Source organism: Thermostichus sp. MS-CIW-40, assembly GCF_054058315.1.
Window position 1 is genome coordinate 1 of sequence record NZ_JBSSAC010000033.1, and the last position, 22,334, is coordinate 22,334.

Sequence of the window (22,334 nt, forward strand, 5' to 3'; positions counted from 1 at the left end):
TAGAAAGACGCAGCGGCATTATGACAAGCATCTGTATAAAGAGAGGCATTTAATCGAATGCTTTTTTCATAAGTTAAAGCAGTACCGGCATCTATGTTCTCCTTTTGACAAATTGGCCAGGAACTTCTTGAGTTTTCTCTATCTCGTCAGTGCTCTCTTTTGGCTCAAATGAAAGATCAACACAACCTAAAATTGAAGCTGAGGTGGGAACAAAACGGGGTCTTCTTCAAGTTAAAAGTCAGGCCCAAAAATGCTGTAAGGGAAGATGCGAATGGCGAAAAAGCAGAGCAGGGTTTCTGGTGTGGGATCCGTTCGTGACGGTGCGCTCCTGATGAAAGATCTGCAAACCCTGAGACACTACGGCATCCTTGGGGATCTGGTGTATCGTTGGGGCTACTATCTCGGCTCTAGCACCATGACCGAAGTGGAGTTCAACGCCGCCCTCAGCGAGGGGATCCCAAAGCCCAAGAGGTCTTTCAGGCCCAAAAGCCGCGGTTCGGTTGACGCAGACGAGCATGACTAAATAATGTATAATATGTTCAGTACGGATTACTACCAGTTGATCTTTCTGTTTACTTTCGAGTCTGCCAACATGGTAGCCAAAGCAAAGCAGAAAATTGGTAGTAAGACGACACGGAAACTGCGCTTTGGGTATTCTACTCAAAGCTTTGCGGGATACCGCCATTCTGTTTGGAAACAAACAGAATGCTATCGCTGCATGGTTGAACAGTGATGTTCAGCAATGTTCAGCGTAAATGTATCAGACAGAGCAAATCAGGGCACTGAAGGTCTCACTCTGGCAAACGAGCAAAGCTGACCCCTCGGTAGTAGTAGGCCAAAATTTGGCGGTAAGTCCAGCCTCGGCGGGCCAATTCTTGGGCGCCCCACTGGCTCATGCCAATGCCATGCCCAAACTTGGGATAGGGGCTGACATCCGGTAAGCTCATCAAATAAGAGATCCCACTCACCCCGACGGTTTGGCCGCCGCTGCTGGCGCTGTACATGGCATTGACAAACTGACCCCCATACACCATGACCACACCACGGGTGGCTTGTGTTGCTTCCAGGGCGGCTGCCGACCGCTGGGAAAGCCCTCGGTACACCTGGGAGCGAGTATCGCTAAACACATCAAACCAACCGCGGGAATTGCGATGGTAAAGAACGTAGCTGCGGGCTGCCACCGCTTGCGCCTTCAGGGCTTCTGGGAAGAACCGGGATCCCATTTCTGCATCCACCACACTGGCCACATAGTCTTCTAGATCCACGTAGTTGATGGCCATCACCATGTTGTAGCCAGTCAAGAGCACCTTGCCGGAGTACCAGCGGCCATTCACTGCCACCAGGCCACCCTCCTGAGGTTCGATGAACAGCACCGGGTCAACCACCCCATGCAGACGCACCCCTTGAGGGCTGGGCTGAGCCAAAAACCCTTGCATAGGGGGCAGATCTGCCAGCACCTCTCCCCGACCGTTGATCAGTTGGGCAGGGAGAGAAACGCCTACCACCAGAGGGGCAGTGGTATCGGCCAATTGCACTCGCACTGTCACCCCCCAGACAGACTCCACCCATCCCCAGAAGGCACTGACCACCAGGGATCCCATCAGGGCCAGCCAATGCCGCGCTTCCATAGCCCGTGCCCAGAGTTGCTTTTTGTACACCAACTCCAACTTAGGATAGGGCGAGTTTCCAGAAATGGGCCGGTTTGTCTGTAGAAACTGCAGAGGGCTTGAGTCTCAATTCAGGTGTGGATCAGGTGTGGAGCAGGGGGGATCTGATAGAGATATGAGACTATCTATGAACGGGATCCCGTTTCCAGCGGAGCGGGCCGATCCGGCGGCTCCAGAGGGTCGGGTTCTTGCGACCCAAGCCGATTGCGGCCGCCCTCTAGATGGACCGAAGAGCTATCCGGCCCCAGGCCCAAGGCAAAGCGCAGCGAGTCCCCCGGTCGCCCATTGGAGAAGAAGAGAAAAGAACCCAAGGAAGCCAGGGAAAGAAGAGCCGCATAGCCAAACATGGCTCGATAGCCGGATCCCGCTGCTAAGGTGCCCAAAAGGGGCCCCGCCAGGCCAATGCCCAAATCAAACCCGCACATCACCAAGCTAAACAGGCGACCCCGCTCCGCCGGCTCCGAGCGATCGGCCACGAGGGCAGAGATGAGAGGGATCAAAGTCCCAAAACCGCAGCCTACCGCGACCCCAGCAGCCAGAAAAGCGCCGGTGCTGTTGGCAACAATCAGGATCCCCATTGCCAAGGCATAGGTGGCCAAGCTGAGGGAGATAAATGGCCCCCGCCCATAGCGATCGGAAGCGCGACCGGTGAGCAGGCGCACTCCAAAGCTGGCAAAGGCCACTGCCGTATAAAAAAGACCTGGATTCAGGGGAGCTCCGGCTTCTTGGATTAACAAGGCCACAAAGGTGGTCTGGGTGCCGAAGGCCAACCCCACCAAAAACATCACCCAAGCGAGGGAGCGCACCTTCGGGCTGCCCAGAAAGCTCCAGAAGGCCCCATCCATCGGCAGGGATCCCCAATGCTCACGCCGCTGTTCTCGAACCAGTTGGGTACAAAGAAAGCCCACCAACCCCAGCAGAGCAGAGAAGAGAAACGAAGGGCCATAGCCGGCAAACTCCTGCAAAAAGCCGCCCAAAGCAGGGCCAATGGCTGCGCCGATCGGATTGACCAAACTCATGTAGCCCAGGATCTCACCCCGTTTTTCTTCTGGGGCAAAATCCACCACCAAAGTCACATAGGCCGTGGCAAAAGCGGCGATGCTAACCCCATGAAAGGCTCGCACCAGCGCTACCCATGGGATCCAATCGGAGAGCCAGTATCCTATGGGGGCCATCCCCACCACCCCCATGCCGATAAGCAGCACGATCTGCCGGCTGTGGCCATCCGCCAGGCGACCCAACGCAGGGCGAAAGGCCAGCAACCCAATCGAAAAGGCCCCCATTACCCAGCCCACTTGCTGGCTGGTGCCACCGGCATCTCTGACGTAGAGAGGCAACGTGGGCAGCAGCGAGGATAAACTGGCCCAAAAGAGCAGCCCAGCCACAAACAAAATGCCCAAGTTGCGCCGCTGTGCCGGCTGCAGCTGCCCGAATACCCTCACGCCAACTCCTTATGCAAAATGGAACTCAAAGCGTTCTCCCAGAACCGCGCCCTAGGATAAGCCCACCTTCGCCGGATCCCTCAGCCCGAAATATTTAGGTGCTAACCTTTCTGATTGTAACCGTATGGTCTGGGGCTGGGAACCGGCCCTGCTCGCCTTTGCAGGCGCCTCCAGTCTGGGATAACAGCTAACCTCAAGTTACCTAGAGATGCGCTTTTTGGACTCCGACCCATGCCTGAACGATCGGATCCCCTCACTCGCAGCTTGATTGCCCTGATCCGGGGTTACCAGGTGGGTATTTCTCCTTGGCTGCCGCCTGCTTGTCGCTACTACCCCACCTGCTCCCAGTACACCTTGGAAGCGGTGCGGCGCTACGGTGCCCTACGTGGGGGTTGGCTGGGGCTCCGTCGCCTCTGTCGCTGTCATCCCTGGCACCCAGGGGGCTACGATCCAGTTCCCGATTTGCCGGGATCCGCGCCGACCCAGAAACCATTCCGCTAGCCGGACTCAGGAGACATTTAGGTCGATTGTGGGTAGCAGGCCACAACCTCGATTTCTACTCGGGCATTGAGGGGCAGGCGAGCCACCTGCACGCAAGAGCGGGCCGGAGCCGGATCGGTGGCAAAAAACTCTCGATAAACCTCGTTCATGGCCGCAAAGTCCTCCATATCGGCCAGGAAAACCGTTGTCTTCACCACATTGGCGAGAGTGGTGCCCCCCGCTTCCAGCACTGCCTGCACGTTCAGCAACGCCTGCCGAGTTTGAGAAACAATGTCCTCCCCCACCAGTTTGCCGGTTTTGGGATCCAGGCCCACCTGTCCGGCGGTGAACAGAAACGGCCCCAGAGCAGTAACGCCCTGGCTGTAAGGGCCGACAGGAGCAGGGGCAGCCTCAGTTTGCACAGCACAAGGGCCTGGCCCGATTTGGCCCTGCTGGTGGCCGATCTCTGGCTTGGCCGGCTTCGTCTGCTCCATAGAGGTTTGCCCAACTCTGTCGCTACGCTACCACAGGTGGATTGCCGAAGAGCGGGGCTGAGAATGCCAAGATGAATTTCAAGATGAAGTTGATAGGGAGAGGGATCCATGCCTTTGATCAAGCTGCAAACGTCTGTGCAACCAGAAATCGCCGCAGTAGAGGAACTGCTCAAGGTGCTGTCTGCTGCTCTATCGGAACAGTTGGGCAAGTCGGAAGCCTACGTGATGACTGCCTTTGAAGGTGGGATCCCGATGACCTTTGCCGGCAGTGGGGATCCCTGTTGCTACGTGGAAATCAAGAGTATCGGGCAATTTTCCGCCCAACAAACCCGGGCCATGAGCGAGTTTTTTTGTGGCACCATCGAGGCCCGATTGGGGATCCCCAAGAAGAGGATTTACATTGAGTTCAGCGATGCCAAAGGCTATCTTTGGGGATGGAACGGCACGACTTTCGGGTAAAGATACCTCCCCCACTCCAAGAGCTGTCTACTCTGGCTTGCCCTAGCTCGCCTCACAAGAACTTTGTAGGAGTTTAGCCAATGGAAGAGCTACCTCAACTCAACACAAATCCCCAAAAGCAGCGGATTTTGCTTAAGCTTGCTACCGGCTTGGGCTTGGCCATTTTTATCTTTTGGGCAGCCCATCGATTGGGATTTTTTGGAGTTATTCAAGACTGGCTCGCCGAAGCTCTGGCTTGGATTGAAAGCTTGGGGTTGCTGGGGCCAATCCTCTTCATTGCCATTTACATTGTAGCGACGGTGCTGCTTCTACCAGCCTCGGTGCTGACCTTGGGGGCAGGGGCCGTGTTCGGGTTGCTGGCCGGAACTGTGTACGTGCTAATCGGGGCAACCATTGGAGCCAACTTGGCTTTTTTAATCGGGCGCTACTTGGCGCGGGAACAGGTGGCGAAATGGATTGAGGGAAATGCCAAGTTTGCGGCCATCGATCGAGCGTTGGGACGTGAGGGATGGAAAATAGTCGGCCTGATTCGGCTGTCGCCTGCGTTTCCCTTCAATGTGCTCAACTACGCCCTGGGGCTGACCCAAATTTCTTTTCTGGATAACTTGCTGGGCACCGCTGGAATCGTGCCGGGCACTTTTATGTATGTGTACATCGGCTCGTTGGCGGGATCCCTGGCCGACATGGAAGGCGCGGAGTTGGATCCTCAGGCTCAAACCGCCCAATGGGTCGTTCGCCTCGTGGGGCTCATCGCCACCATAGCCGCTACCGTCTACGTCACTCGCATTGCCCGCAAAGCCCTACAAGAAGCGGTGGAGCCTGCCTAGGGAATTGCATTTTAAACAAGAATGAAATCTGTTGCATTGCTTCCCAACTCCTCTCTCTCTGGGAGAAGGACTGGAGGTGGTCGCGGAAGCGGCGCGGAGCGTTTGGGCAGCAGTAGGAGTGTCTCAATCCAGTTTGAAATGACTATAAGTTGGCTCGGCGAGCTAGTGTGTAGAAAGCACCGGGTTGAGAACGCTCACCGTTGGGCAGAGGCTTAGCCGACAGCTTGACAGAGGGTTTCCTGCCTGATACATTTACGCTGAACACTGCTGAACATCACTGTTCAACTATGCAGCGATAGCATTCTGTTTGTTTCCATTCGCGTTAGCGGGACGGAGTCCAAACAGAATGGCGGTATCCCGCAAAGCTTTGAGTAGAATACCCAAAGCGCAGTTTCCGTGTCGTCTTACTACCAATTTTCTGCTTTGCTTTGGCTACCATGTTGGCAGACTCGAAAGTAAACAGAAAGATCAACTGGTAGTAATCCGTACTGAACATATTATACATTATTTTCAGTATAGTTGAGCTTATTATTGACTAGAGTCATGCTCTCTCGGTCTTGTTCGGCCAGCTCCTGGATGGCCTGTTGGTACACCTGGGCAGGTGTGGATCCCTGGTTGACTTGCTTCAGCCAGCGTTGGGCCTCATTGCCCTGGTGGAGCAGGGTTTGCAAGGGAGCTAGAAAACAGCCCAAGCCTTGAGGTTGGCCAATACGCCAAGCTTCGGTCAGCAGCTCTTCGATCCACTCTTGGGCCGCCCGTTCCCGGCCTGTCCGCCAATCGACCAAATGAGATTGCAGCGATTCTCGAGCAGCAGCCTGCTCGTTGGCTTCGCAAAGGCTCTCCAGCTCTGTTGGGGTAAAGGGCCCCCGCAAGGGATCCAGCGCTTCCGGCTGGGCCAGCAACTGCCAGAGACGGGCTTCCACCAAGGCGGTAATCGCCAGAACCATCACCGGATCCCCCACCAGATCGCAAATGCGCAGCTCCACGCGGTTGAGGTGGTAGGGCCGCTCCGGGCCGTTGGGTCGCACCGAGGCCCACAGGTGGCGCACATTCTGCATGGTGCCCAAGGCTAGCTGCTCCTGGATCCAGGCAATGTAGTGGGCGTGATCCCGGAAGAAGGGCACCTGAGCCGGCGTTTTGGGGAACACCTGCCAACGGCTGGAGTGGGATCCCGTCACCCGTCCGTCCAGAAAAGGAGAGGAAGCGCTCAGGGCCAGGTAGAGAGATGCTTCCACCCGCAACAGTCGGCAAGCCCGGAAGATAGCCTCGGTATCCGGCAGGCCGACATTGATGTGAATGCTAGCAGTTACCACCCGCGTGCCATAGGTGCGCTCGATGTAGTCGTGGTAGGGGTTGCCGGGATCCGACCGCTCGAAGTGGTCGCTGCCGCCCAAAGCTAGCGTGCTCCCTGGCAGAAGGGTGTAAGGGCCAAGACGGCGCAAAAATTGCCGCAACTGTAGGCGAGGCCGCAACAAGGCACAGAGCAGGTCTTCGTAGCGGCGGAGAGGGGGGGTGATATACTCCACGTTGCGCCGATCCGGCTCCCGCACAAACCCCGGCAAAGCTTGGCAAATGCGATCCGACAAGCCCACCACTTCCCCGGCGGCGGTGCCGGTGTACATTTCCACCTCAAAGCCCTTGGTTAACAGCACAGGCCAGCCTCCAGCCGCAGCCTCACCAGTCTAACCTCTGTGCCCATTTTCCCAGGGCTTTGTAGGGAATTGTCCGGTGGCAGGGGACTTTCCCGACCTGCTTTAGAATGTCTCCACGGGGTAGTTGCGAGAGGGAATAGAGTGCGCGATCCCATCTACATCCTGGGGGCAGGGCCAGCGGGCATGGCGGCTGCCTACCGCTTAACCCAGCTCGGTTTTCCCGCGGTGGTGGTGGAACGGGAAGAGAGAGTTGGGGGCCTGGCCAAAAGCATCCACTACCAAGGGTTTATTCTGGACTACGGCCCGCACCGCTTTTTTACCAAGATTCCGCCCGTGCTGGAGCTGTGGAACCACGTTTTGGGATCCGAACAGGTAACGGTTCGGCGGCTTACCCGCATCTACTACCGCAAGAAGTATTTTCAGTACCCCATTCAAGCTTGGGAAGTTCTACGGAAAGTGGGCTGGTGGGAAAGTCTTCGCATTGTCCTTTCCTACCTTTGGGCACAATTAATCCCACAGCCGGCTCCCCAGAACTTTGCCGACTGGGTTAAGGGCAAGTTCGGTACTCGGCTTTTTCAAATGTTCTTTGAAGGATATACGGAAAAGCTTTGGGGGATCCCTTGTACCGAGATCAGTGCCGATTGGGCCGCTCAGCGCATCAAAGGTCTCAGCCTTGGGCGAGCCATCCAAAAGGCATTGGGGTGGAATCGAGGTTCGGTGAAATCCCTGATCGATCAGTTTCAGTTTCCTCGCCTGGGATCCGGGCAGCTCTATGAAAAAATGCAGGAGTATTTGCTTGCCGAAGGACAGAAAGTCTTGCTCAATACAGAGGTAGTCGCCCTTAGGCACGAGGGATCCCAAATTGCCGAACTGCAATTGCGCAACCTTCAGACTCAGCAAGAGACTTGGGTTCCTGCCTCTCACGTCATTTCTTCGATTCCTCTAACGGTGTTGGTGCAAAGTCTGCAGGAATTACCACCCCCAAAGGTGTTGCAGGCAGCCCGGAATCTTAGGTTTCGCAACACGGTTTTGGTTTACCTAATTGTGCAGGGATCCCAGCTTTTCCCCGATAACTGGCTGTACATCAACGACTCGACGGTGGCTTTGGGGCGGGTGACCAACTTCGCCAATTGGTCTCCGGCTATGCTGCCCAACTGGGAACAAACCCCTTTGTGCTGTGAGTATTGGTGCAACTTTGGGGATCCGCTGTGGCAAGCCGACGAAAAGGAATTGCTGGCTTTGGCTGAGAAAGAGCTGCGTCACATTGGCTTGCTGCAAGAGCAGAAGATCTGTAGCGGTTTTGTGGTACGCCTACCTCGCACCTACCCTATCTATGCCGGTAGCTATAAAGAAGATTTGGCTATTTTGCAGGAGTATCTCAGCCAGTTTGAAAATCTGCAAGTGGTGGGCCGCTACGGCTCATTTAAATACAACAACCAAGATCACAGTTTACTGATGGGCCTACTGGCGGCTGAAAACATTCTCCAACCCGGTAGTCACAATCTCTGGCAGGTGAACTCCGATGACGATTACCAAGAAGAAATCAAAGTGACATCTTCACCCTTAACAGTTCAGCGATGAGCTTGCCTCTCAGTCATCTGTTGCAGCGAGGTCGGCAGCATCTTGGCCCTTTTTTAGGGCGAGTCTTGTTGCCCAGCTTGGCCTTGACGGTGCTGCAGATCTTCATGATCTCCCTCTGGAGTGAGGAGAGCAATTATGTTTCCATCTTCAAGGGCCTAATTCAGTGGGATAGCCATTGGTATCTCGGCATCGTGCGGCAGGGGTATCAGTTTGTGGGCTTTGACAAGATTGCCTATGAGCAGAGCAACGTGGCTTTTTTCCCCGGCTACCCCCTGGCGGTGGCTGGAATCAGTCGCCTTTTGAGCGTTGACCCTGAACTAGGGCTTTACCTCACCGCCCAGCTCTTTTGCTGGCTGATGTGGGTTTACCTTTTCCTGTTCTACTGCAAGTGGCAAATTCCCCCGCTCTGGCAGGCTTTGGCAAGTTTGCTCATCCTGGTTTATCCCACCAGCTTTTATCTGTGTGTGGGCTACAGCGAGTCTTTGTTTACAGCTAGCTTGTTGGGTTTTCTCTACTGGTCAATTCATTGGGATCGTCCCCTGCTGATGCTCCTGGCCGGGATCCACGGCTTGGCAATGAGCGCCACCCGCATTGTGGGTTTGCCGGTAGCCTTGATTCCACTTCTCAATCTCTGGTCAGGATCCCGACGTTGGCTTTGGACAGTGGCGACAGTGAGCCTGGCTTTGCTGGGGGGGCTGGGCTTTTTTCTCTACTGTCAGCTTCGCTTTGGACGCTGGGATCTCTACATGGAAATGCAGTCCTACTTTGGCCCCAGCTCTGTCAATTACCTGGCCATTGTTCAAGCGCACACCTATACTCCTCTCTTTTCTATTGGTCATTGGCGATCCCTGTTTTCCTTTTCTGAAGCTTTGGAAGCTGGGATATGGGCAATTTCCCTCAGTCAAGTGTTTGTTCCTCTCACCTTGGGATCCCTACTGGTGACCGGTTTGATAGATGGGATCAGCTCCACAGCCGGCAAAAGTCGGCGCTGGCAGGAGCGGCTGGGGTTTCATTTGGCTGCTTGGGTGATGTTTTACATTGCCTTAGCAGGAATGAGTGTGGTGGGCCAGCGAAGTATGGTTCGCTATTGCCTGCCGGTTTACATCGTGCAGGTGCTGGCCTGGCTGCATTGGGCCAAACACACCGATTTCAGCTTCATCCCCCAACGGGCTTGGCGATATCTTGGCAGTGCCCTGAAGCTGGGGTATTGTCTTTTGGCTTTCATCTTTTTTGCCCTCAACCAAATCCTCACCTGGCGCTACGTCCAACATCTTTGGGTGGCTTGACGGAGCCGTCTTGACGAGAGAAAGAGCAATGTGCCGATGAGTCTTCGCCTCAGCCATCTGTTGCAGCAGATCCGCAAACTTTTAGGTTGCTTCTCTGTTCGGATTGCTTTGCTAGGCTTAGCGCTTACTATCCTGCAAGTGCTAACGATATACCTCTGGACAAAACGCGGTGACTATGCTTCTGCTTTCGCGGCTCTGAGTCAGCGGGATAGCTATTGGTATCTCAGCATTGTGCGGCGAGGGTACCAGTTTGTGAGCTTTGATAAGATTGCCTATGAGCAGAGCAACGTGGCTTTTTTCCCCGGCTATCCCCTGGCAGTGGCCGCAATCAGTCACCTTGTGGGAGTTGACCCTGAACTGGGGCTTTACCTAACTGCCCAGCTCTTTTGCTGGCTGATGTGGGTTTACCTTTTCCTGTTTTACCGCAGGTGGCAAATTCCCCCCCTCTGGCAAATTTTGGCCAGTTTGCTCATCTTCTTTTATCCCACCAGCTTTTACCTGGTCGTGGGCTACAGCGAATCTTTGTTTATGGCCAGCCTACTGGGTTTTCTCTACTGGTCAATTCACGGGGGCCGTCCCCTGCTGATGCTCCTGGCTGGGATCCACGGCTTGGTGATGAGTGCTACTCGGATTGTCGGCTTGCCGGTGGCGCTGCTCCCTTTTTTGAATCTCCTGAAAGCGGGGGAGAGAACCCAAGCCCGCCGTTGGTTTTGGACGAGTATGGCAGCGAGCTTGGCTCTGTTGGGTGGCCTGGGCTTTTTTCTCTACTGTCAGCTCCGCTTCGGACGCTGGGATCTCTACCTGGAAATGCAGCGTTACTTTACCGGCGTGAAAGCCAATTATCAAGCTATTTTCCAAGCTCGCACATATGTCCTTTCCGCCGAACGCTGGCAAAGCTTACTCTCTCTTTCTGCACCGATGAAAGACCCTGGGCTGTGGGCTGACGCTCTTAGCCAACTGTTTGTGTCTGCCACCCTGGGATCCCTGCTTGTTACAGGTTTAATGGATGCGGCAGGAGTTATGGCAGGTAGAAGCCAGTGTTGGCGGGAGCGGCTGGGATTTCATCTGGCTGCTTGGGCCATGTTTTACATTGCCCTGACGGGTACGAGCCCCTTGGGCCAGCGAAGCATGAGCCGCTATTGTCTGCCGGTTCACATCCTGCAGGTGTTGGCGTTGGTACATTGGGCCAAACACACCGATTTCAGCTTCATCCCCCAAAGGGTGCTTGGCTATCTTGGCACTATCCTGAAGCTGGGCTACGGGCTTCTAGCTTTGATCTTCCTCGCCCTCAACCAAATCCTCACCTGGCGCTACGTCCACCATCTCTGGGTGGCTTGACTCCGCTTTCCTGAAGATAGGATGTGAGGGATCCCAACTTCTCACCGGCTGAGAGCTGTGGCGTTCTCTTCTCCCCGCAAGTCTCCCCGTCAAAAATCAGCCTCGCGTGTCGCTCAGACCCTTGAGCCCACCAAAATTTACCCCTGCCCGTGCTGCCACCAAGGTCAGTTGCGCCTGATCACCCTAACCGAAGCCTTCGGGTGTAGCCGTTGCCAGCATATTTTTGCCATCACCCCCGACCGCCTGTACATCGAGCAACTGGCCGTTTCCTATCCCTACCGCAAAATGTGGTTCTGGAACGGCTACCAATGGGTGTTGCGGCGGGAAAACACCCTACAGGGATCCGCGCTCTTGGGCCTCACCCTCAGCTTGGGCATTGTCTTGGCGGTTGGGTTCATCGGCGCAGTGCTCTTCCCAAACCAAACCCAGTTGCTCAGTTGGTTCATGATTCTCGGCTTGTTGTTGACGCTGTTGATGGTAACCGCGATCCTGCTGCTGCGGCGGCCCTGAGGTGAGTGAGATTTTCTCCAGCGACTGGTCTCCAGAATTGGCAGCCCCAGCACTTGTGGATCCAACCATTTCTTGTTAGCAGTGGTCTGGAGAACGCAGCGGGTCTGTCTCTAATGGGCTAGGCGGGAGAAGTTCAAGTGACAGATTTCGGTTCAGACTTTGACTTAGGTACCACTCTGCGACAGGTACGCCGCTTACTACCGCAGATGCAGCGGTTGAGCAGCCAAACCAAGCGCCAGGCCCTGCTGGCTCTCTCGCGGTGTTTGTTGGAGCGCTCCGATCTGCTCCTGGAAGCCAATACCCTCGACCTGGAAAGTTGCCGCGAGCAAACCGTACCGGAGTGGATCCTCAACGGCCTGAAGCTCACCCCCGAGCGTCTACAGCGATCCGCCCAGTTGCTGACTCTCCTGGCCCAGCAGCCGGATCCCATTGGCAAGCTGGAGAAAGGGCACCGCCAGGAGAATGGCCTGTTTATTGGCCGCTACCGCGTCCCGTTGGGGTTGATTGCTCTGGTCTACGAAATCTACCCCGAGTTTGCCTTAAATGGCATTGGCATGTGCCTAAAAACAGGAAATGGCGTGATTTTGGCCAGCAGCGGTCCCATCCAGAAAACTCACCAGGCTATGGTCAACCTGTTGGCAGAGACGGCTTATGAGCACGGGATCCCGGAAGGAGCCATTCAAACCTTGCCCGCCCAAGACCAAACGGCGGATCCCCAAGCAGATTCCCCACTGTTGCCGTTGTTACAGCAAACCCGCTACCTCGACCTGGTGATTCCCTGCGGTCGCCCCGGCTGGGTGGAGTTCCTGTTGCAGGCCAGCAAAGTGCCGACTCTGGCTACCCATTTGGGCTACGGCCACATCTATCTGGATCGCACTGCCCCTTGGCCCTTGGTCAAATCGGCTTTGTTGGATCCCCTCGCCCAGTACGGCTCAGAAGGGATCCCCATCTATCAGCCTCTCACCCTCTGGCTGCTGATCCACACCGATTGGGCCACCAACCATCTGACCGCCTTGATTGAGGACTTGCTGGGTCACGGGATCGATATCCAGGCAGCCACCTCCATTCTGGAACAGTTCCCGCAGCTCCAGCCGCTTGGGCAAGGCTTTGACTCGACGGAACGACCTCATCTGCGCCTGCAGCCCATTGCCGACCTGACGGAGGCGATCGCCTGGATTAACAAAAATGGTTGCCGTCAATCGGAGACGATCCTCACCGATAGCCAATCGGCGGCCCAGCGCTTTCTCCAGGAAGTAGATGCCGCCCTGATCCACATCAACACTTCCCCCCTCTCGGCAGGCCGGGGAGCTGGGATCCCCACGTTGGGAGCGTTTCGCGACCTGTCTTTGGGCATTTCTACCCAGCGGCTGCACGTGCGCGGGCCCATCGACGTGGAAGCCCTGACAACGGTGAAGGTGGTGGCTCAGGGTGACCTGTAGAGCTGGAAGGTTGGTCGGCCCGCCCAAGGACCCAAGAGCTGCGATGAGGCTGGAGAAGAATAAGAATAGTAAAGAATAGATCGACATCAGCTCACCATCCAACCGAGCCCAAAGGGAGGACTTTTTTGGGGATCGACCTTCGCAGTTACGTGTTTTTGGATCGGCTGCAACCCCAGTATGCTGCTTATCTGGGCACAGTAGCCTATGGCTTTTTGCCCCTGCCTGGGGACACTTCTTTGTGGGTCGAGATTTCCCCCGGCATCGAGATCAACCGCGTTATGGATATTGCCCTGAAGGCCACCTCGGTGAGGCCGGGGCTGCAGGTGGTGGAACGCCTCTACGGCCTTCTGGAAGTACACTCCAGCAACCAAGGGGATACCCGCACCGCCGGACGGGCGATTCTGGCTGCCTTAGGGGTGAGTGAACAGGAGCGCCTCAAGCCCCGCATCATCTCCAGCCAGATCATCCGCAACATCGATCCCCACCAAACCCAGTTGATTAACCGTTCCCGCCGTGGCCAAATGCTCCTGGCTGGCCAAACCCTCTACATCCTGGAGGTGCAACCGGCAGGCTATGCCCCCCTGGCTGCCAACGAGGCAGAAAAATCTGCCCAGATCAACATCCTAGAAGTGATGCCTTTCGGTAGCTTTGGCCGCGTGTACTTGGGAGGGGAAGAGCGAGATATTCTGGCCGCCTGCCGCGCTGCCGAAGCCGTTTTGGCGGGGGTTTCCGGTCGGGAGCCCCTCTTGTTGCCTGAGGAGGTGTAGCCAATGGCAGACTCCGATCCCAAGCCAAGATCGCCCCTGTCGCAACGCCGGGATCCCTCTTCAGCAGAGCAGGTGAGGCTGTTGACGGAGCTGGCCGCTCCCTACCGCAGCTTGCGGCGCTTCATCTACTTGGCGGTGGGGTTCTCGGCTACCATCGGGGCGCTTGTGTTTTTCTTTCGAGCCCTGGCGGGACGGGACTTGAACACCACCTTGCCCAGCTTGGCCTTGCAGTTGGGGATCCTGGCCGGCGCCATCGGCCTGAACAGGCTGGAAAACCGCTCTCACCAGAAGGTGATCAGACAGGTCAAACAACGCTTGGGCATGCAGCAAGACTCCCAGGAGCCCCAACGGTCGGCGGACAGTTAGCCCGCCCATTCCCCGCAGCCCCTTTCTCAATCCAGATCAAAGTCATCATCATCCGCGTCAGCACTGCGCAGATAGCGGCGCTGAGTTTGGCGAGCGGGATCCCCTTGTGACCACTTTTGGACAATTTGGACACCCAGAAAGGTCAGAAAGGCCCCCAAAGCCACAAACGTGAGAAGTGGGATCGCCAGGATCACCACTGCGCCCAGGACATAGATAGCCACCTTGGGCAGAGACGGATCCACCCCCCAGCGGCGGCTGCGCACCCAATCGGTGAGCTGCTGATCCCAGCGGCGTAGGCGAGGGACGTTTTCCTCGAAGATCTCCAGCAAAATTGGCCCCAGACGACGCAGATTGCCCTGAGTTTGCCTTCGCCAATCTTGCACCGAACGCCCCATGTTCAGGATCCCTTGTCCTGTGATCTTCAGGCCGATCCTAGCCCAACCCTAGCAACCTTCCCATCAGCTCAGAGGACGACCCCACCGGATGTAAATTTGTTTGAACATTTGGATCGGAGATTTTGGAGGCTTCCCAGGACTACTGTACACTGAGGGCACTTGCGCAGCGATGCTGCTGCCCTGCGGATTCGGTAAACCTCTTTTTAACGTTTCAACCTGCTCGACTGGAGAACGCTAATGGCTCACTCGGTCAAGATCTACGACACCTGCATCGGCTGCACTCAGTGTGTGCGGGCTTGTCCCACCGACGTGTTGGAGATGGTGCCCTGGAAGGGGAACAACAAGGCTGGCATGATCGCTGCCGCTCCCCGCACCGAAGACTGCGTTGGCTGCAAACGCTGTGAAACCGCTTGTCCCACCGATTTTCTGAGCATCCGAGTCTACCTTGGCCCCGAAACCACCCGCAGCATGGGCTTAGCCTACTGATGGGGGCACCTGGCCGCAACCCCACTCTCAACTGCCCACAGAGCACAAGTATTCCAGAGTACCAGAAAAGCAGTTTACTTCCCAACCCAGTTCCAGCCTTTCCCTCTTCCGGGGAGAGGCTGTGGCGTATGGCAGGTCTTAAGCTGTTTGGTGACTCTAGAGGGGGGATCCGCCCCCTTTTTTCCTTTAGGGCTGCAGATAGAGGCGGTGCTGACGGATATAGTGCTCCACAGCAGGGGGCACCAGGTAGCGGATAGACCCTCCCTTTTGGATTTGCTGTCGCAGGTAGGTGGAAGAGAGCGTCAGGGTAGGGGCTTCCAGGATTTGGGCTTGGATGGGCAGCTTTGCGGCCACCGCCTGCAGCACCTGGGCGGCATCGCCGGCATCCACCCGTGGGGCAACAATCCAATGGCAGAGGCGGGCCAGTTCTTCCGCTTGATACCACTGGGGCAGGTCCCGCAGAGCATCCACGCCGATGATCCAGTACCACTGGGTATTGGGTTGCTCCTGGATGAGGGTGCGCAGTGTCTCGATGGTGTAGGAGCGCCCCGGACGGCGGATCTCCAGCTCTGAGCAGGCGAAGCGCTCGTGGTCGGCAATGGCCAGCTTGACCATCGCCAAGCGGTCGGCTTTGCTGGCGCCAGGGGCCAGAGGCTTGTGGGGGGGATCCCCGGCGGGCATCCACAGCACCTGATCCAGGTCAAACTGCCAAAGAGCTTGTTCTGCCATGATCAAGTGGCCATGGTGCACAGGGTTGAAGGTTCCACCCAGAATGGCAATGCGGCGGTGCTTCATGGCTGCTGGCTCAGGTAGGTGATGGCATCCCGCAGCCAGTCTTCCGTTGGGCGGGGGTGAGTGGGCAGAGCTTGCAGGGCAGCCTGAATTTCCTGAGTGCTGTAGCCCAGGGCCAGTAAGGCCATTTCCACCTCTTCTCGGATGGGCATGGGCGGCCCTCCGGCCAAGGGTTGATCCGCAACTCCCACCCCCTGTCGCCAGTGGGCCAGCTTGGTTTTCAGCTCCAGGGCCAGCCGTTGGGCCGTTTTATGGCCTACCCCCGGCGTGAGGGAGAGCAGGCGCACGTTTTCGGTCACCACCGCCTGCACCAGCTCCGGCAGGCCGAAGGTATTCAGCAGGGCCAAGCCCAAAGCCGGCCCCACCCCCGAGACTTTGATGAGTTCCACAAACAAGTCCCGCTCAGCTGGCGAGCCAAACCCGTACAACACCAGCTCAGTCTCTCGCACCACCAAATGGGTGAACACCCGGACGGGCTCCCCCACTGCAGGCAGTTGCTTGAGAAAACGTCCTGGGGCCTTGACGCGATAGCCGATCCCCTGCACCTCAACGGTGAGGCTGCTGCGCTCTCCCCATTCGATGGCCACAAGGTGGCCGCTTAAAAACGCGATCATGCTGCGAGTTTAATCTGGGTTTGGGATGCTCTGCTCGACTGGAGCTCCAAAGTCGGCCAAGCAATCTAAAGTCCTTGCCAAAGGCTGCTTCCCTACAAGGCTATTTCACAGACCATTTCTCTACCTGTAGACTGTTCCCCATCCAGCTCTGTATTCTCCCTCATCCATGCCGATTCGCCCTTTTCCCATCGGCCAATGGCTTTGGATCCTGTTCTCGCTGGGGGTGCTGCTCTTTCTCCATCTTCCTCTGCTGGTGATCGTCCTTTACGCCTTCAGCCCCGATGAGGCGACCTTGCGCTTCCCTTTGCCGGGGCTGACCTGGCATTGGTTTGCCGTGGCCTGGGGGCGGGCCGATATTTGGCGGGCCTTGTTTTTGTCTTTGCGGGTGGCTGTGCTGGCTACCGGAGTGGCGGTGGTGCTGGGATCCCTGGCGGCAGCGGCTGTCTATCGTAGCCGATTTTTTGGCCGCGAGACGATCTCGTTTTTGGTGTTGCTGCCCATCGCCTTGCCGGGCATTGTCTCCGGGATCGCCTTGCGCTCGGCGATCCATTTGCTGCATATCCCTTTCAGCTAGAAATCGCAGGAGCCCCGCACTGTACCCGTAGGGTCAGTGTCGGGAGGAATGCGGAAGTTATGATAGAACCATGACCCAAGTCCTGACCGTATCCTGCAAGCTCAAGGCGTCCCAGTCGCAAGCCGCCAAATTGGACGCGACTTTGGAGGCTTTTGGCCAAGCCTTGAACTGGGTCAACCAGAACACGCCGGAGAAAGTCGCCAACGCCGTTAAGCTCCAGTCTCTGTGCTACCGCGAAATCCGTGCCCGGTTCGGCTTATCCAGTAACTTGGCTCAGCAGGTCTGCAGGCGGCTGGCCGGCGCCCGTAAAGTTGCCCAACAGAAAAACCGCCCCGTCAAAGCGTTCAAAGGGGGCTTCGCTACCTACGACGCTCGTATCTTTTCGTTCCGCGAGAAAGACTGGACGGTGTCGCTGACCACGGTGGAGGGTCGAGAGCGCTTTGAGCTGGCGATTGGCCGTTACCAGAGAGAACAGTTGGCGGGCTCCAATCCCAAATCTGCCACTCTGGTCAAGCGCAAAGACGGTTCCTACTTCATTCAAATCTGTGTGGAAGCGGAGCCATCCCCACCGCAACGCACGGATAGAGTGCTGGGCGTGGATTTGGGAAGGACGGATATTGCCCATACGTCAGAGGGGGATAACTGGAATGGACAGCAGTTGAACCGAATCCGAGATCACTACTCCCGGTTGAGGGCGGCACTCCAACGCAAAGCCAGTAAGGGCACCCGCAGTTCGCGGCGCAGATGCCGTCAACTGTTGCAACGGCTGTCTGGCAAGGAGAGACGCTTTCAGTCGCGTCAGCGTTGCGTAGCAAAAACGTGGGTCAATCATCGCATCTCCAAAGCTATTGTCTCTAGGGCAAAGGCGACAAACAGCGCTATTGCTCTGGAAGACCTGACAGGGATCCGGAAAAGAGTCAATCAACAACCCCGCAGCAAAGCCGAGCGGCGCAGGGCCAACAGTTGGGCGTTCTACCAACTACGCCAGTTTCTGGAATACAAGGCGAGGGTTGCAGGGGTTTCTCTGATTCTTGTTCCGCCTGCCTACACGTCGCAGACCTGTCACCGGTGCTTACACATCCACCCTGAGCAGGGCAAGTCCTACCGCAGTGGCAAGTCGTTCAAGTGTGGGCACTGTGGATGGGAAGGGGATGCGGATTTGAATGGTGCGAATGTGATTGCGCTTTTGGGGGCTGTCGTAAACCAGCCTAGAGGTTCGGGCCTGTTTTGTTCTCTGGTAGAGCAGAGCAGGCTCAGGGCTACTGAAAGCCCGCTCCGTACCGCTTTAGCGGTCGGAGTCGGGTAGTTTACCTTTTGGACGATTGTCATCGGCCATGCCACCTTTTGTCTGGTGGTGGTGTACAACAACGTGCTGGCCCGGTTTCGCCGCATGGGACGCTCTCAACTGGAGGCTTCTGCCGACTTGGGGGCCAATCCTCTGCAAACCTTTCGGTACATCCTTCTGCCCGAACTGGCCTCGGCCCTATTGGCGGGATCCCTGCTCGCGTTCGCGCTGTCTTTCGATGAAATCATCGTCACCACCTTCACCGCTGGCCAGCAGCAAACCCTGCCGATCTGGGTGTTTAGCCAGCTCACCAAGCCTCGGCAGCGCCCGGTGATCAGCGTGGTGGCTCTGGGGGTGATCGGCCTGACGGTGCTCCCCATTTGGCTGATCCATCACTTGACCCAAGAGAAAACCACGACTCGCTGATGGCTCTTTCCAGCCTCATGCAAGGTTTGCACTTGGAGGGATCCCTAAGTATTGGCCGGAGTCGCTGTAACAGCAAGGAAACGCTGGCCCTGGTTGATCGCAGAGCCCTTGTGAGAAAATGTAACAAGCATTTCATTTGTGAAAATTGAGGTATCTATGGCTGTCACTCGTGCCGGACGCTCCCCTCTCGTGCGGGGCAGCAGCGAGGGAAATCCTGCCAAGTTCATGGAAATGGCCAGCGCTTTGCTCAACACCCGCACCCGCCAAGGCAGCGGCAAAAAGGTTCAGGATCGCTCTTCCTACGGCAAGGCGGGCAACCCGCAAGAGTTCATGCAGATGGCCAGTGAATTGCGCCGCTCCCTGGAGCAGCAGGGTCGGTAGCCAATCCTGTCCACCCCCAGGGGATCCCCGTCCAGTTGCCTAAGCTGGACGGTTTTCTTGCTGCTCCTCTCAAGCCAGAGGCGGCCAATCGCTTCTGAGGCCACTCACCGGTGTTGGATCCCGTTACAGGCCCAACTTCGAGTCCAGAGCTCCGCCCTTGAGCTTCTGTGCAATGAGCCGGCAGAAGAGCGGCATGTCAGGATGGGAAAAGTGCTCATCGGGGCGCTCTTGCCGGTGGACGTGATTGAGGCCAAGACGACATGAAAAACAAAGGCTTTTGGCTGGCCGGGATCCTGGGGGTGATCTTGGATCAGGCGACCAAGCACTGGGCAGTGGAACGGCTGCTGCCGGGGCCAGAGATTGAGCTGTGGCCAGGGGTGTTTCACCTCACCTACGTGGAGAATACCGGCGCTGCTTGGAGCCTGTTTGAAGATTCGGCAGAGCTCTTGAAGTGGATCTCGCTGGGGGTGGCGCTGGCGTTGGCGCTGCTGGCCATTCGCGGCGGGATCCTGAGCCGTTGGGAACAGGCGGGCTATGGCTTGGTGTGGGCAGGAGCGGTGGGGAACGGCATCGACCGCTTCGTCAACGGCTATGTGGTGGACTTTTTCAATTTGATCTGGATTCGCTTTCCGGTATTCAACGTGGCGGATGTGGCCATCAACCTCGGGGTGGCCTGCCTGCTGATCGGTTTGCTACGGGACAACTCGAAGAAAACGGGATCGACTTCCGCCTCGCCCTGCCTGGAGAAAAAGCCCGGTCGCGACAGCACCCACTTTAAGGATTGACGAGCCGATGAACAGCCTTCAGGGATCCCTTGGGATGCTCAGGCCTTTGGCCAGGGGGATCCCCGGTCAGTTGCAAGGACTCCGTCCGCCTATTGCAAACGGCTGGCTTGCTGGGCCACCTGGCAGAAGCGCTCGACATCTGCGGGCAAAGTGTTAAAAGCCGTCACCAGGCGGATTAAGTGGTGACCTTCCCCCAGCCAGCGGTAAAACCGAAACCCCGCTCCCTCTAGGGCCTGGAGAACCGGCTCCGGCAGCTCGATAAAAACCTCATTGGCCTCGGTGGGATATACCAACCTGGCTCCCGGCAGGGATCCCAGTCCCTGAGCCAACCGTTGGGCCATTGCGTTGGCATGGCGGGCATTGCGCAGCCACACCCCATCCTGGAGATAGGCCTGCAATTGGGCAGACAAAAAGCGCATCTTCGAGAGCAGATGGCCACTGCGCTTGCGGCGAAACTCAAAATCGCCCACCTGATCTGGATGAAAAAACACCACCGCTTCCGCAGCCCAGGCTCCATTTTTGGTGGCCCCAAAGGACAGCACATCCACCCCCGCTTTCCAGGTCATCTCGGCAGGGGTGCAACCCAAACCAACCAGGGCATTGGCAAAGCGGGCCCCATCCATATGCACCTTAAGGCCAAAGTGATGGGCCAAATCCGCCAGGGATCCAAGCTGCTCCAAGGAGTAGAGGGTGCCGGCCTCAGTGGCTTGCGTCAGGCTGAGGCAGGCAGGCTGCACGTGATGAACCACCCCAAACCCCGCCCGCTCCAGGGCTGCTTTTAAGTTGCCCCAGTCGATACGGCCTTGCTCTCCGGGGATCCCCACCAACTTGGCCCCACCTGTAAACAGCTCCGGCGCTCCACATTCGTCCAGATTGATATGAGCTTCGGGATGGCAATAAATGGCCCCGTAGGGCGGGGTGAGCACCGAAAGGGCCAGGGCATTGGCAGCAGATCCTGTTGCCACCGGAAACACTGCCACTTCATGCTCGAAGATCTCGGCAAACAGCCTTTGCACCTGCGCTGTGCATTCGTCCCCTCCATAGGGCATGGCGGATCCCTTGAGGGCCAACAGGGCTTCCATCACCTCAGGACAGGCGCCTGTGACATTGTCGCTGCAGAAGTTCATGGCCTGGACAACTGGGGGATCTCGCCGAGGAAAGGTTAGGGCCGGCTTACTTCGCGCCAACCCAACCGGGATCCTCCAAAGTATCCCAGGCTTGACCTGCCTCTCCCTCGACCGCTTGCAATGGCGGGATGGAGTCCTGTTCAGGATGGGAAGACGGCACAGGCTGGTCGCGATAGCGGGACGGAGTCCTTTCGCAATAGCGGGATGGGGTCTTTGCACTCCACCACAACCCCAAAGCGGGCCCCAACCCCAACAACAGGCCCAGCCCCGCCGGCGCAACAATGCCGGAGCCCAGGCTCATCAACAGGGCAAAAGCAAAATTAGCTACATAGAGCACCAGCGGCCCCACCAACTGGCGGCGGTCAAGGATGGGTTGATCCTCGCCCCACAGCAGATTGGCCACCGTCATGAAGGCAGCCCCGGTCAGCATCCAACCACCGAAGTTTTGCAGCGGCATACCGAAGAAGGGCCCCGGCTGAAACCACGTCCAAAACGGGATCGAGCCGCGGGTCATGGCCGGATCCAGCACGAAGTCCCAGGCGGTGAGCAGCAGGGCCCCCAACATGATGGCCTCGAAGTGGATCAACCAGTGGCGCTGGGTTTGCAGAGCCACACGCGCCAACAAATAGGACGACAACCCCACATAAAACCAAGACAGAGGGATGGTAAAAGGCACCAACCCGGCAATCTTATAGCCCAGCCCACTCAGGTAGCCATAGTTGCCAAAGGGGATCCCAGTGCTGGTACCCAACAGCTCACTGCCCAAGGAAATGCCCACCGCCGGGATCAAAAACATCAACAGGCGCCGCATCCCCAACAGCCGGGATCCCATCAGAGCTGCCGCCAGCGCACCGAACACCATGTAGGCCACGCCGCCATTGCCCATGCTCAAGGAGAAAGCTTGAATGCCAATGGGGGGCAAACTGGCCACCCACTCAGGATGGGGTACAACCCAGAGCAACCCTGCCAACCCAAAAAGCAAAGACAGAATGTGCAAACCCAGAGCTAAGGCCTCCAGCCGCTGCCAAATCGAGCCAGACAGGGGCAGAACACTTCGCCCAACAGAAGACTGGAAAGGCAGGCTGACGAGAACACCAGAGGACGAGAACCAACGCATGAGAAACTCCCGAAGAGTGGTTAAGCGAAGCCGCTCTGTCTCCT

Annotated in this window: 24 protein-coding genes and 4 pseudogenes; 19 read left to right on the forward strand and 9 right to left on the reverse strand. The window is 57.1% G+C overall.

Annotated elements, in window-relative coordinates; all coding sequences use genetic code 11:
* From ACVWXF_RS10260 to ACVWXF_RS10270, 3 genes and pseudogenes are all read left to right on the forward strand, one after another.
* A pseudogene (locus ACVWXF_RS10260) lies at positions 1-172 on the forward strand (IS5-like element ISSoc13 family transposase); the annotation flags it as partial.
* A gap of 99 nt (positions 173-271) precedes the next feature.
* Entirely contained in the window at positions 272-523 is a 252-nt protein-coding gene (locus tag ACVWXF_RS10265) for a hypothetical protein (protein WP_457474329.1), read from the forward strand.
* A 15-nt stretch (positions 524-538) separates the two neighbouring features.
* A pseudogene (locus tag ACVWXF_RS10270) lies at positions 539-755 on the forward strand (hypothetical protein); the annotation flags it as partial.
* Between the two features lie 36 nt (positions 756-791).
* Here the strand turns inward: ACVWXF_RS10270 and ACVWXF_RS10275 are convergent.
* Together ACVWXF_RS10275 and ACVWXF_RS10280 are read right to left on the reverse strand one after the other, a co-directional pair.
* Positions 792-1,658: a SpoIID/LytB domain-containing protein gene (locus ACVWXF_RS10275; protein ID WP_457474330.1), complete on the reverse strand. Its 867-nt coding sequence runs from the start codon at positions 1,656-1,658 to the stop codon at positions 792-794.
* 134 nt (positions 1,659-1,792) lie between these two features.
* The gene (locus ACVWXF_RS10280; RefSeq protein ID WP_457474331.1) at positions 1,793-3,109 is read right to left on the reverse strand and encodes an MFS transporter; all 1,317 of its coding nucleotides are present in this window, start codon (positions 3,107-3,109) and stop codon (positions 1,793-1,795) included.
* 231 nt (positions 3,110-3,340) lie between these two features.
* On the opposite strand from ACVWXF_RS10280, the gene yidD reads away from it, so the two are divergent.
* Positions 3,341-3,610 carry a membrane protein insertion efficiency factor YidD gene (yidD, locus tag ACVWXF_RS10285; RefSeq protein WP_414344078.1) on the forward strand — a complete coding sequence of 90 codons (270 nt, stop codon included), beginning with the start codon at positions 3,341-3,343 and terminating at the stop codon, positions 3,608-3,610.
* Positions 3,611-3,627: 17 nt separating this feature from the next.
* Here yidD and ACVWXF_RS10290 read toward each other — a convergent pair whose 3' ends face one another.
* A complete protein-coding gene (locus ACVWXF_RS10290; RefSeq protein ID WP_011432209.1) occupies positions 3,628-4,011 on the reverse strand; it encodes a RidA family protein in 384 nt (127 codons plus the stop codon).
* Positions 4,012-4,191: 180 nt separating this feature from the next.
* Here ACVWXF_RS10290 and ACVWXF_RS10295 point away from each other — a divergent pair, with 180 nt between their 5' ends.
* Positions 4,192-4,542, forward strand: coding sequence for a phenylpyruvate tautomerase MIF-related protein (locus tag ACVWXF_RS10295; protein WP_414344080.1), 351 nt, complete (start codon positions 4,192-4,194; stop codon positions 4,540-4,542).
* 80 nt (positions 4,543-4,622) lie between these two features.
* Complete coding sequence (locus ACVWXF_RS10300; RefSeq protein ID WP_457474332.1) at positions 4,623-5,369, forward strand: TVP38/TMEM64 family protein; 747 nt, start codon at positions 4,623-4,625, stop codon at positions 5,367-5,369.
* 497 nt (positions 5,370-5,866) lie between these two features.
* Here the strand turns inward: ACVWXF_RS10300 and gshA are convergent, their stop codons facing one another.
* A complete protein-coding gene (gshA, locus tag ACVWXF_RS10305; protein WP_457385363.1) occupies positions 5,867-7,021 on the reverse strand; it encodes a glutamate--cysteine ligase in 1,155 nt (384 codons plus the stop codon).
* A gap of 141 nt (positions 7,022-7,162) precedes the next feature.
* Between gshA and ACVWXF_RS10310 the strand changes: the two genes are divergently transcribed.
* From ACVWXF_RS10310 to ACVWXF_RS10340, 7 genes are all read left to right on the forward strand, one after another.
* The gene (locus ACVWXF_RS10310) at positions 7,163-8,602 is read left to right on the forward strand and encodes an NAD(P)/FAD-dependent oxidoreductase (protein WP_457474333.1); all 1,440 of its coding nucleotides are present in this window, start codon (positions 7,163-7,165) and stop codon (positions 8,600-8,602) included.
* The gene (locus ACVWXF_RS10315) at positions 8,599-9,888 is read left to right on the forward strand and encodes a hypothetical protein (protein ID WP_457396121.1); all 1,290 of its coding nucleotides are present in this window, start codon (positions 8,599-8,601) and stop codon (positions 9,886-9,888) included. The genes ACVWXF_RS10310 and ACVWXF_RS10315 overlap by 4 nt, the downstream gene beginning before the upstream one ends.
* 252 nt (positions 9,889-10,140) lie before the next feature.
* Entirely contained in the window at positions 10,141-11,226 is a 1,086-nt protein-coding gene (locus tag ACVWXF_RS10320; RefSeq protein ID WP_457474334.1) for a hypothetical protein, read from the forward strand.
* A 57-nt stretch (positions 11,227-11,283) separates the two neighbouring features.
* A complete protein-coding gene (locus ACVWXF_RS10325; protein ID WP_414374957.1) occupies positions 11,284-11,736 on the forward strand; it encodes a hypothetical protein in 453 nt (150 codons plus the stop codon).
* 137 nt (positions 11,737-11,873) lie between these two features.
* Complete coding sequence (locus ACVWXF_RS10330; protein ID WP_457474335.1) at positions 11,874-13,175, forward strand: gamma-glutamyl phosphate reductase; 1,302 nt, start codon at positions 11,874-11,876, stop codon at positions 13,173-13,175.
* A 125-nt stretch (positions 13,176-13,300) separates the two neighbouring features.
* Positions 13,301-13,942: a hypothetical protein gene (locus tag ACVWXF_RS10335; protein WP_011432202.1), complete on the forward strand. Its 642-nt coding sequence runs from the start codon at positions 13,301-13,303 to the stop codon at positions 13,940-13,942.
* A 3-nt stretch (positions 13,943-13,945) separates the two neighbouring features.
* Positions 13,946-14,308: a DUF3493 domain-containing protein gene (locus tag ACVWXF_RS10340; protein WP_457474336.1), complete on the forward strand. Its 363-nt coding sequence runs from the start codon at positions 13,946-13,948 to the stop codon at positions 14,306-14,308.
* Between the two features lie 26 nt (positions 14,309-14,334).
* Here ACVWXF_RS10340 and ACVWXF_RS10345 read toward each other — a convergent pair whose 3' ends face one another.
* A complete protein-coding gene (locus ACVWXF_RS10345) occupies positions 14,335-14,703 on the reverse strand; it encodes a hypothetical protein (protein ID WP_457388322.1) in 369 nt (122 codons plus the stop codon).
* Between the two features lie 237 nt (positions 14,704-14,940).
* Here ACVWXF_RS10345 and psaC point away from each other — a divergent pair, with 237 nt between their 5' ends.
* The gene (gene psaC, locus ACVWXF_RS10350; protein WP_011432199.1) at positions 14,941-15,189 is read left to right on the forward strand and encodes a photosystem I iron-sulfur center protein PsaC; all 249 of its coding nucleotides are present in this window, start codon (positions 14,941-14,943) and stop codon (positions 15,187-15,189) included.
* A gap of 186 nt (positions 15,190-15,375) precedes the next feature.
* Here the strand turns inward: psaC and nadD are convergent, their stop codons facing one another.
* Together nadD and ruvA are read right to left on the reverse strand one after the other, a co-directional pair.
* Positions 15,376-15,984, reverse strand: coding sequence for a nicotinate-nucleotide adenylyltransferase (gene nadD, locus ACVWXF_RS10355; RefSeq protein ID WP_457385355.1), 609 nt, complete (start codon positions 15,982-15,984; stop codon positions 15,376-15,378).
* Positions 15,981-16,595, reverse strand: a complete 615-nt coding sequence (gene ruvA, locus ACVWXF_RS10360; RefSeq protein WP_457467139.1) for a Holliday junction branch migration protein RuvA — start codon at positions 16,593-16,595, stop codon at positions 15,981-15,983. The genes nadD and ruvA overlap by 4 nt, the downstream gene beginning before the upstream one ends.
* 166 nt (positions 16,596-16,761) lie before the next feature.
* Between ruvA and ACVWXF_RS10365 the strand changes: the two are divergent.
* From ACVWXF_RS10365 to lspA, 5 genes and pseudogenes are all read left to right on the forward strand, one after another.
* Positions 16,762-17,166, forward strand: a pseudogene (locus tag ACVWXF_RS10365) (ABC transporter permease); the annotation flags it as partial.
* A 73-nt stretch (positions 17,167-17,239) separates the two neighbouring features.
* Complete coding sequence (locus ACVWXF_RS10370) at positions 17,240-18,475, forward strand: RNA-guided endonuclease InsQ/TnpB family protein (RefSeq protein WP_457474337.1); 1,236 nt, start codon at positions 17,240-17,242, stop codon at positions 18,473-18,475.
* Positions 18,476-18,880, forward strand: a pseudogene (locus ACVWXF_RS10375) (ABC transporter permease); the annotation flags it as partial.
* Positions 18,881-19,036: 156 nt separating this feature from the next.
* Complete coding sequence (locus ACVWXF_RS10380) at positions 19,037-19,261, forward strand: hypothetical protein (protein WP_457474338.1); 225 nt, start codon at positions 19,037-19,039, stop codon at positions 19,259-19,261.
* Positions 19,262-19,521: 260 nt separating this feature from the next.
* Positions 19,522-20,046 (forward strand): signal peptidase II, encoded by a 525-nt coding sequence (gene lspA / locus ACVWXF_RS10385; protein ID WP_457474339.1) that lies wholly within the window; start codon positions 19,522-19,524, stop codon positions 20,044-20,046.
* A gap of 89 nt (positions 20,047-20,135) precedes the next feature.
* Here lspA and ACVWXF_RS10390 read toward each other — a convergent pair whose 3' ends face one another.
* Positions 20,136-21,173, reverse strand: coding sequence for a threonine aldolase family protein (locus ACVWXF_RS10390; RefSeq protein ID WP_457474348.1), 1,038 nt, complete (start codon positions 21,171-21,173; stop codon positions 20,136-20,138).
* A 46-nt stretch (positions 21,174-21,219) separates the two neighbouring features.
* Complete coding sequence (gene cruF / locus ACVWXF_RS10395) at positions 21,220-22,290, reverse strand: gamma-carotene 1'-hydroxylase CruF (protein WP_457474340.1); 1,071 nt, start codon at positions 22,288-22,290, stop codon at positions 21,220-21,222.
* Positions 22,291-22,334: the final 44 nt, after the last annotated feature.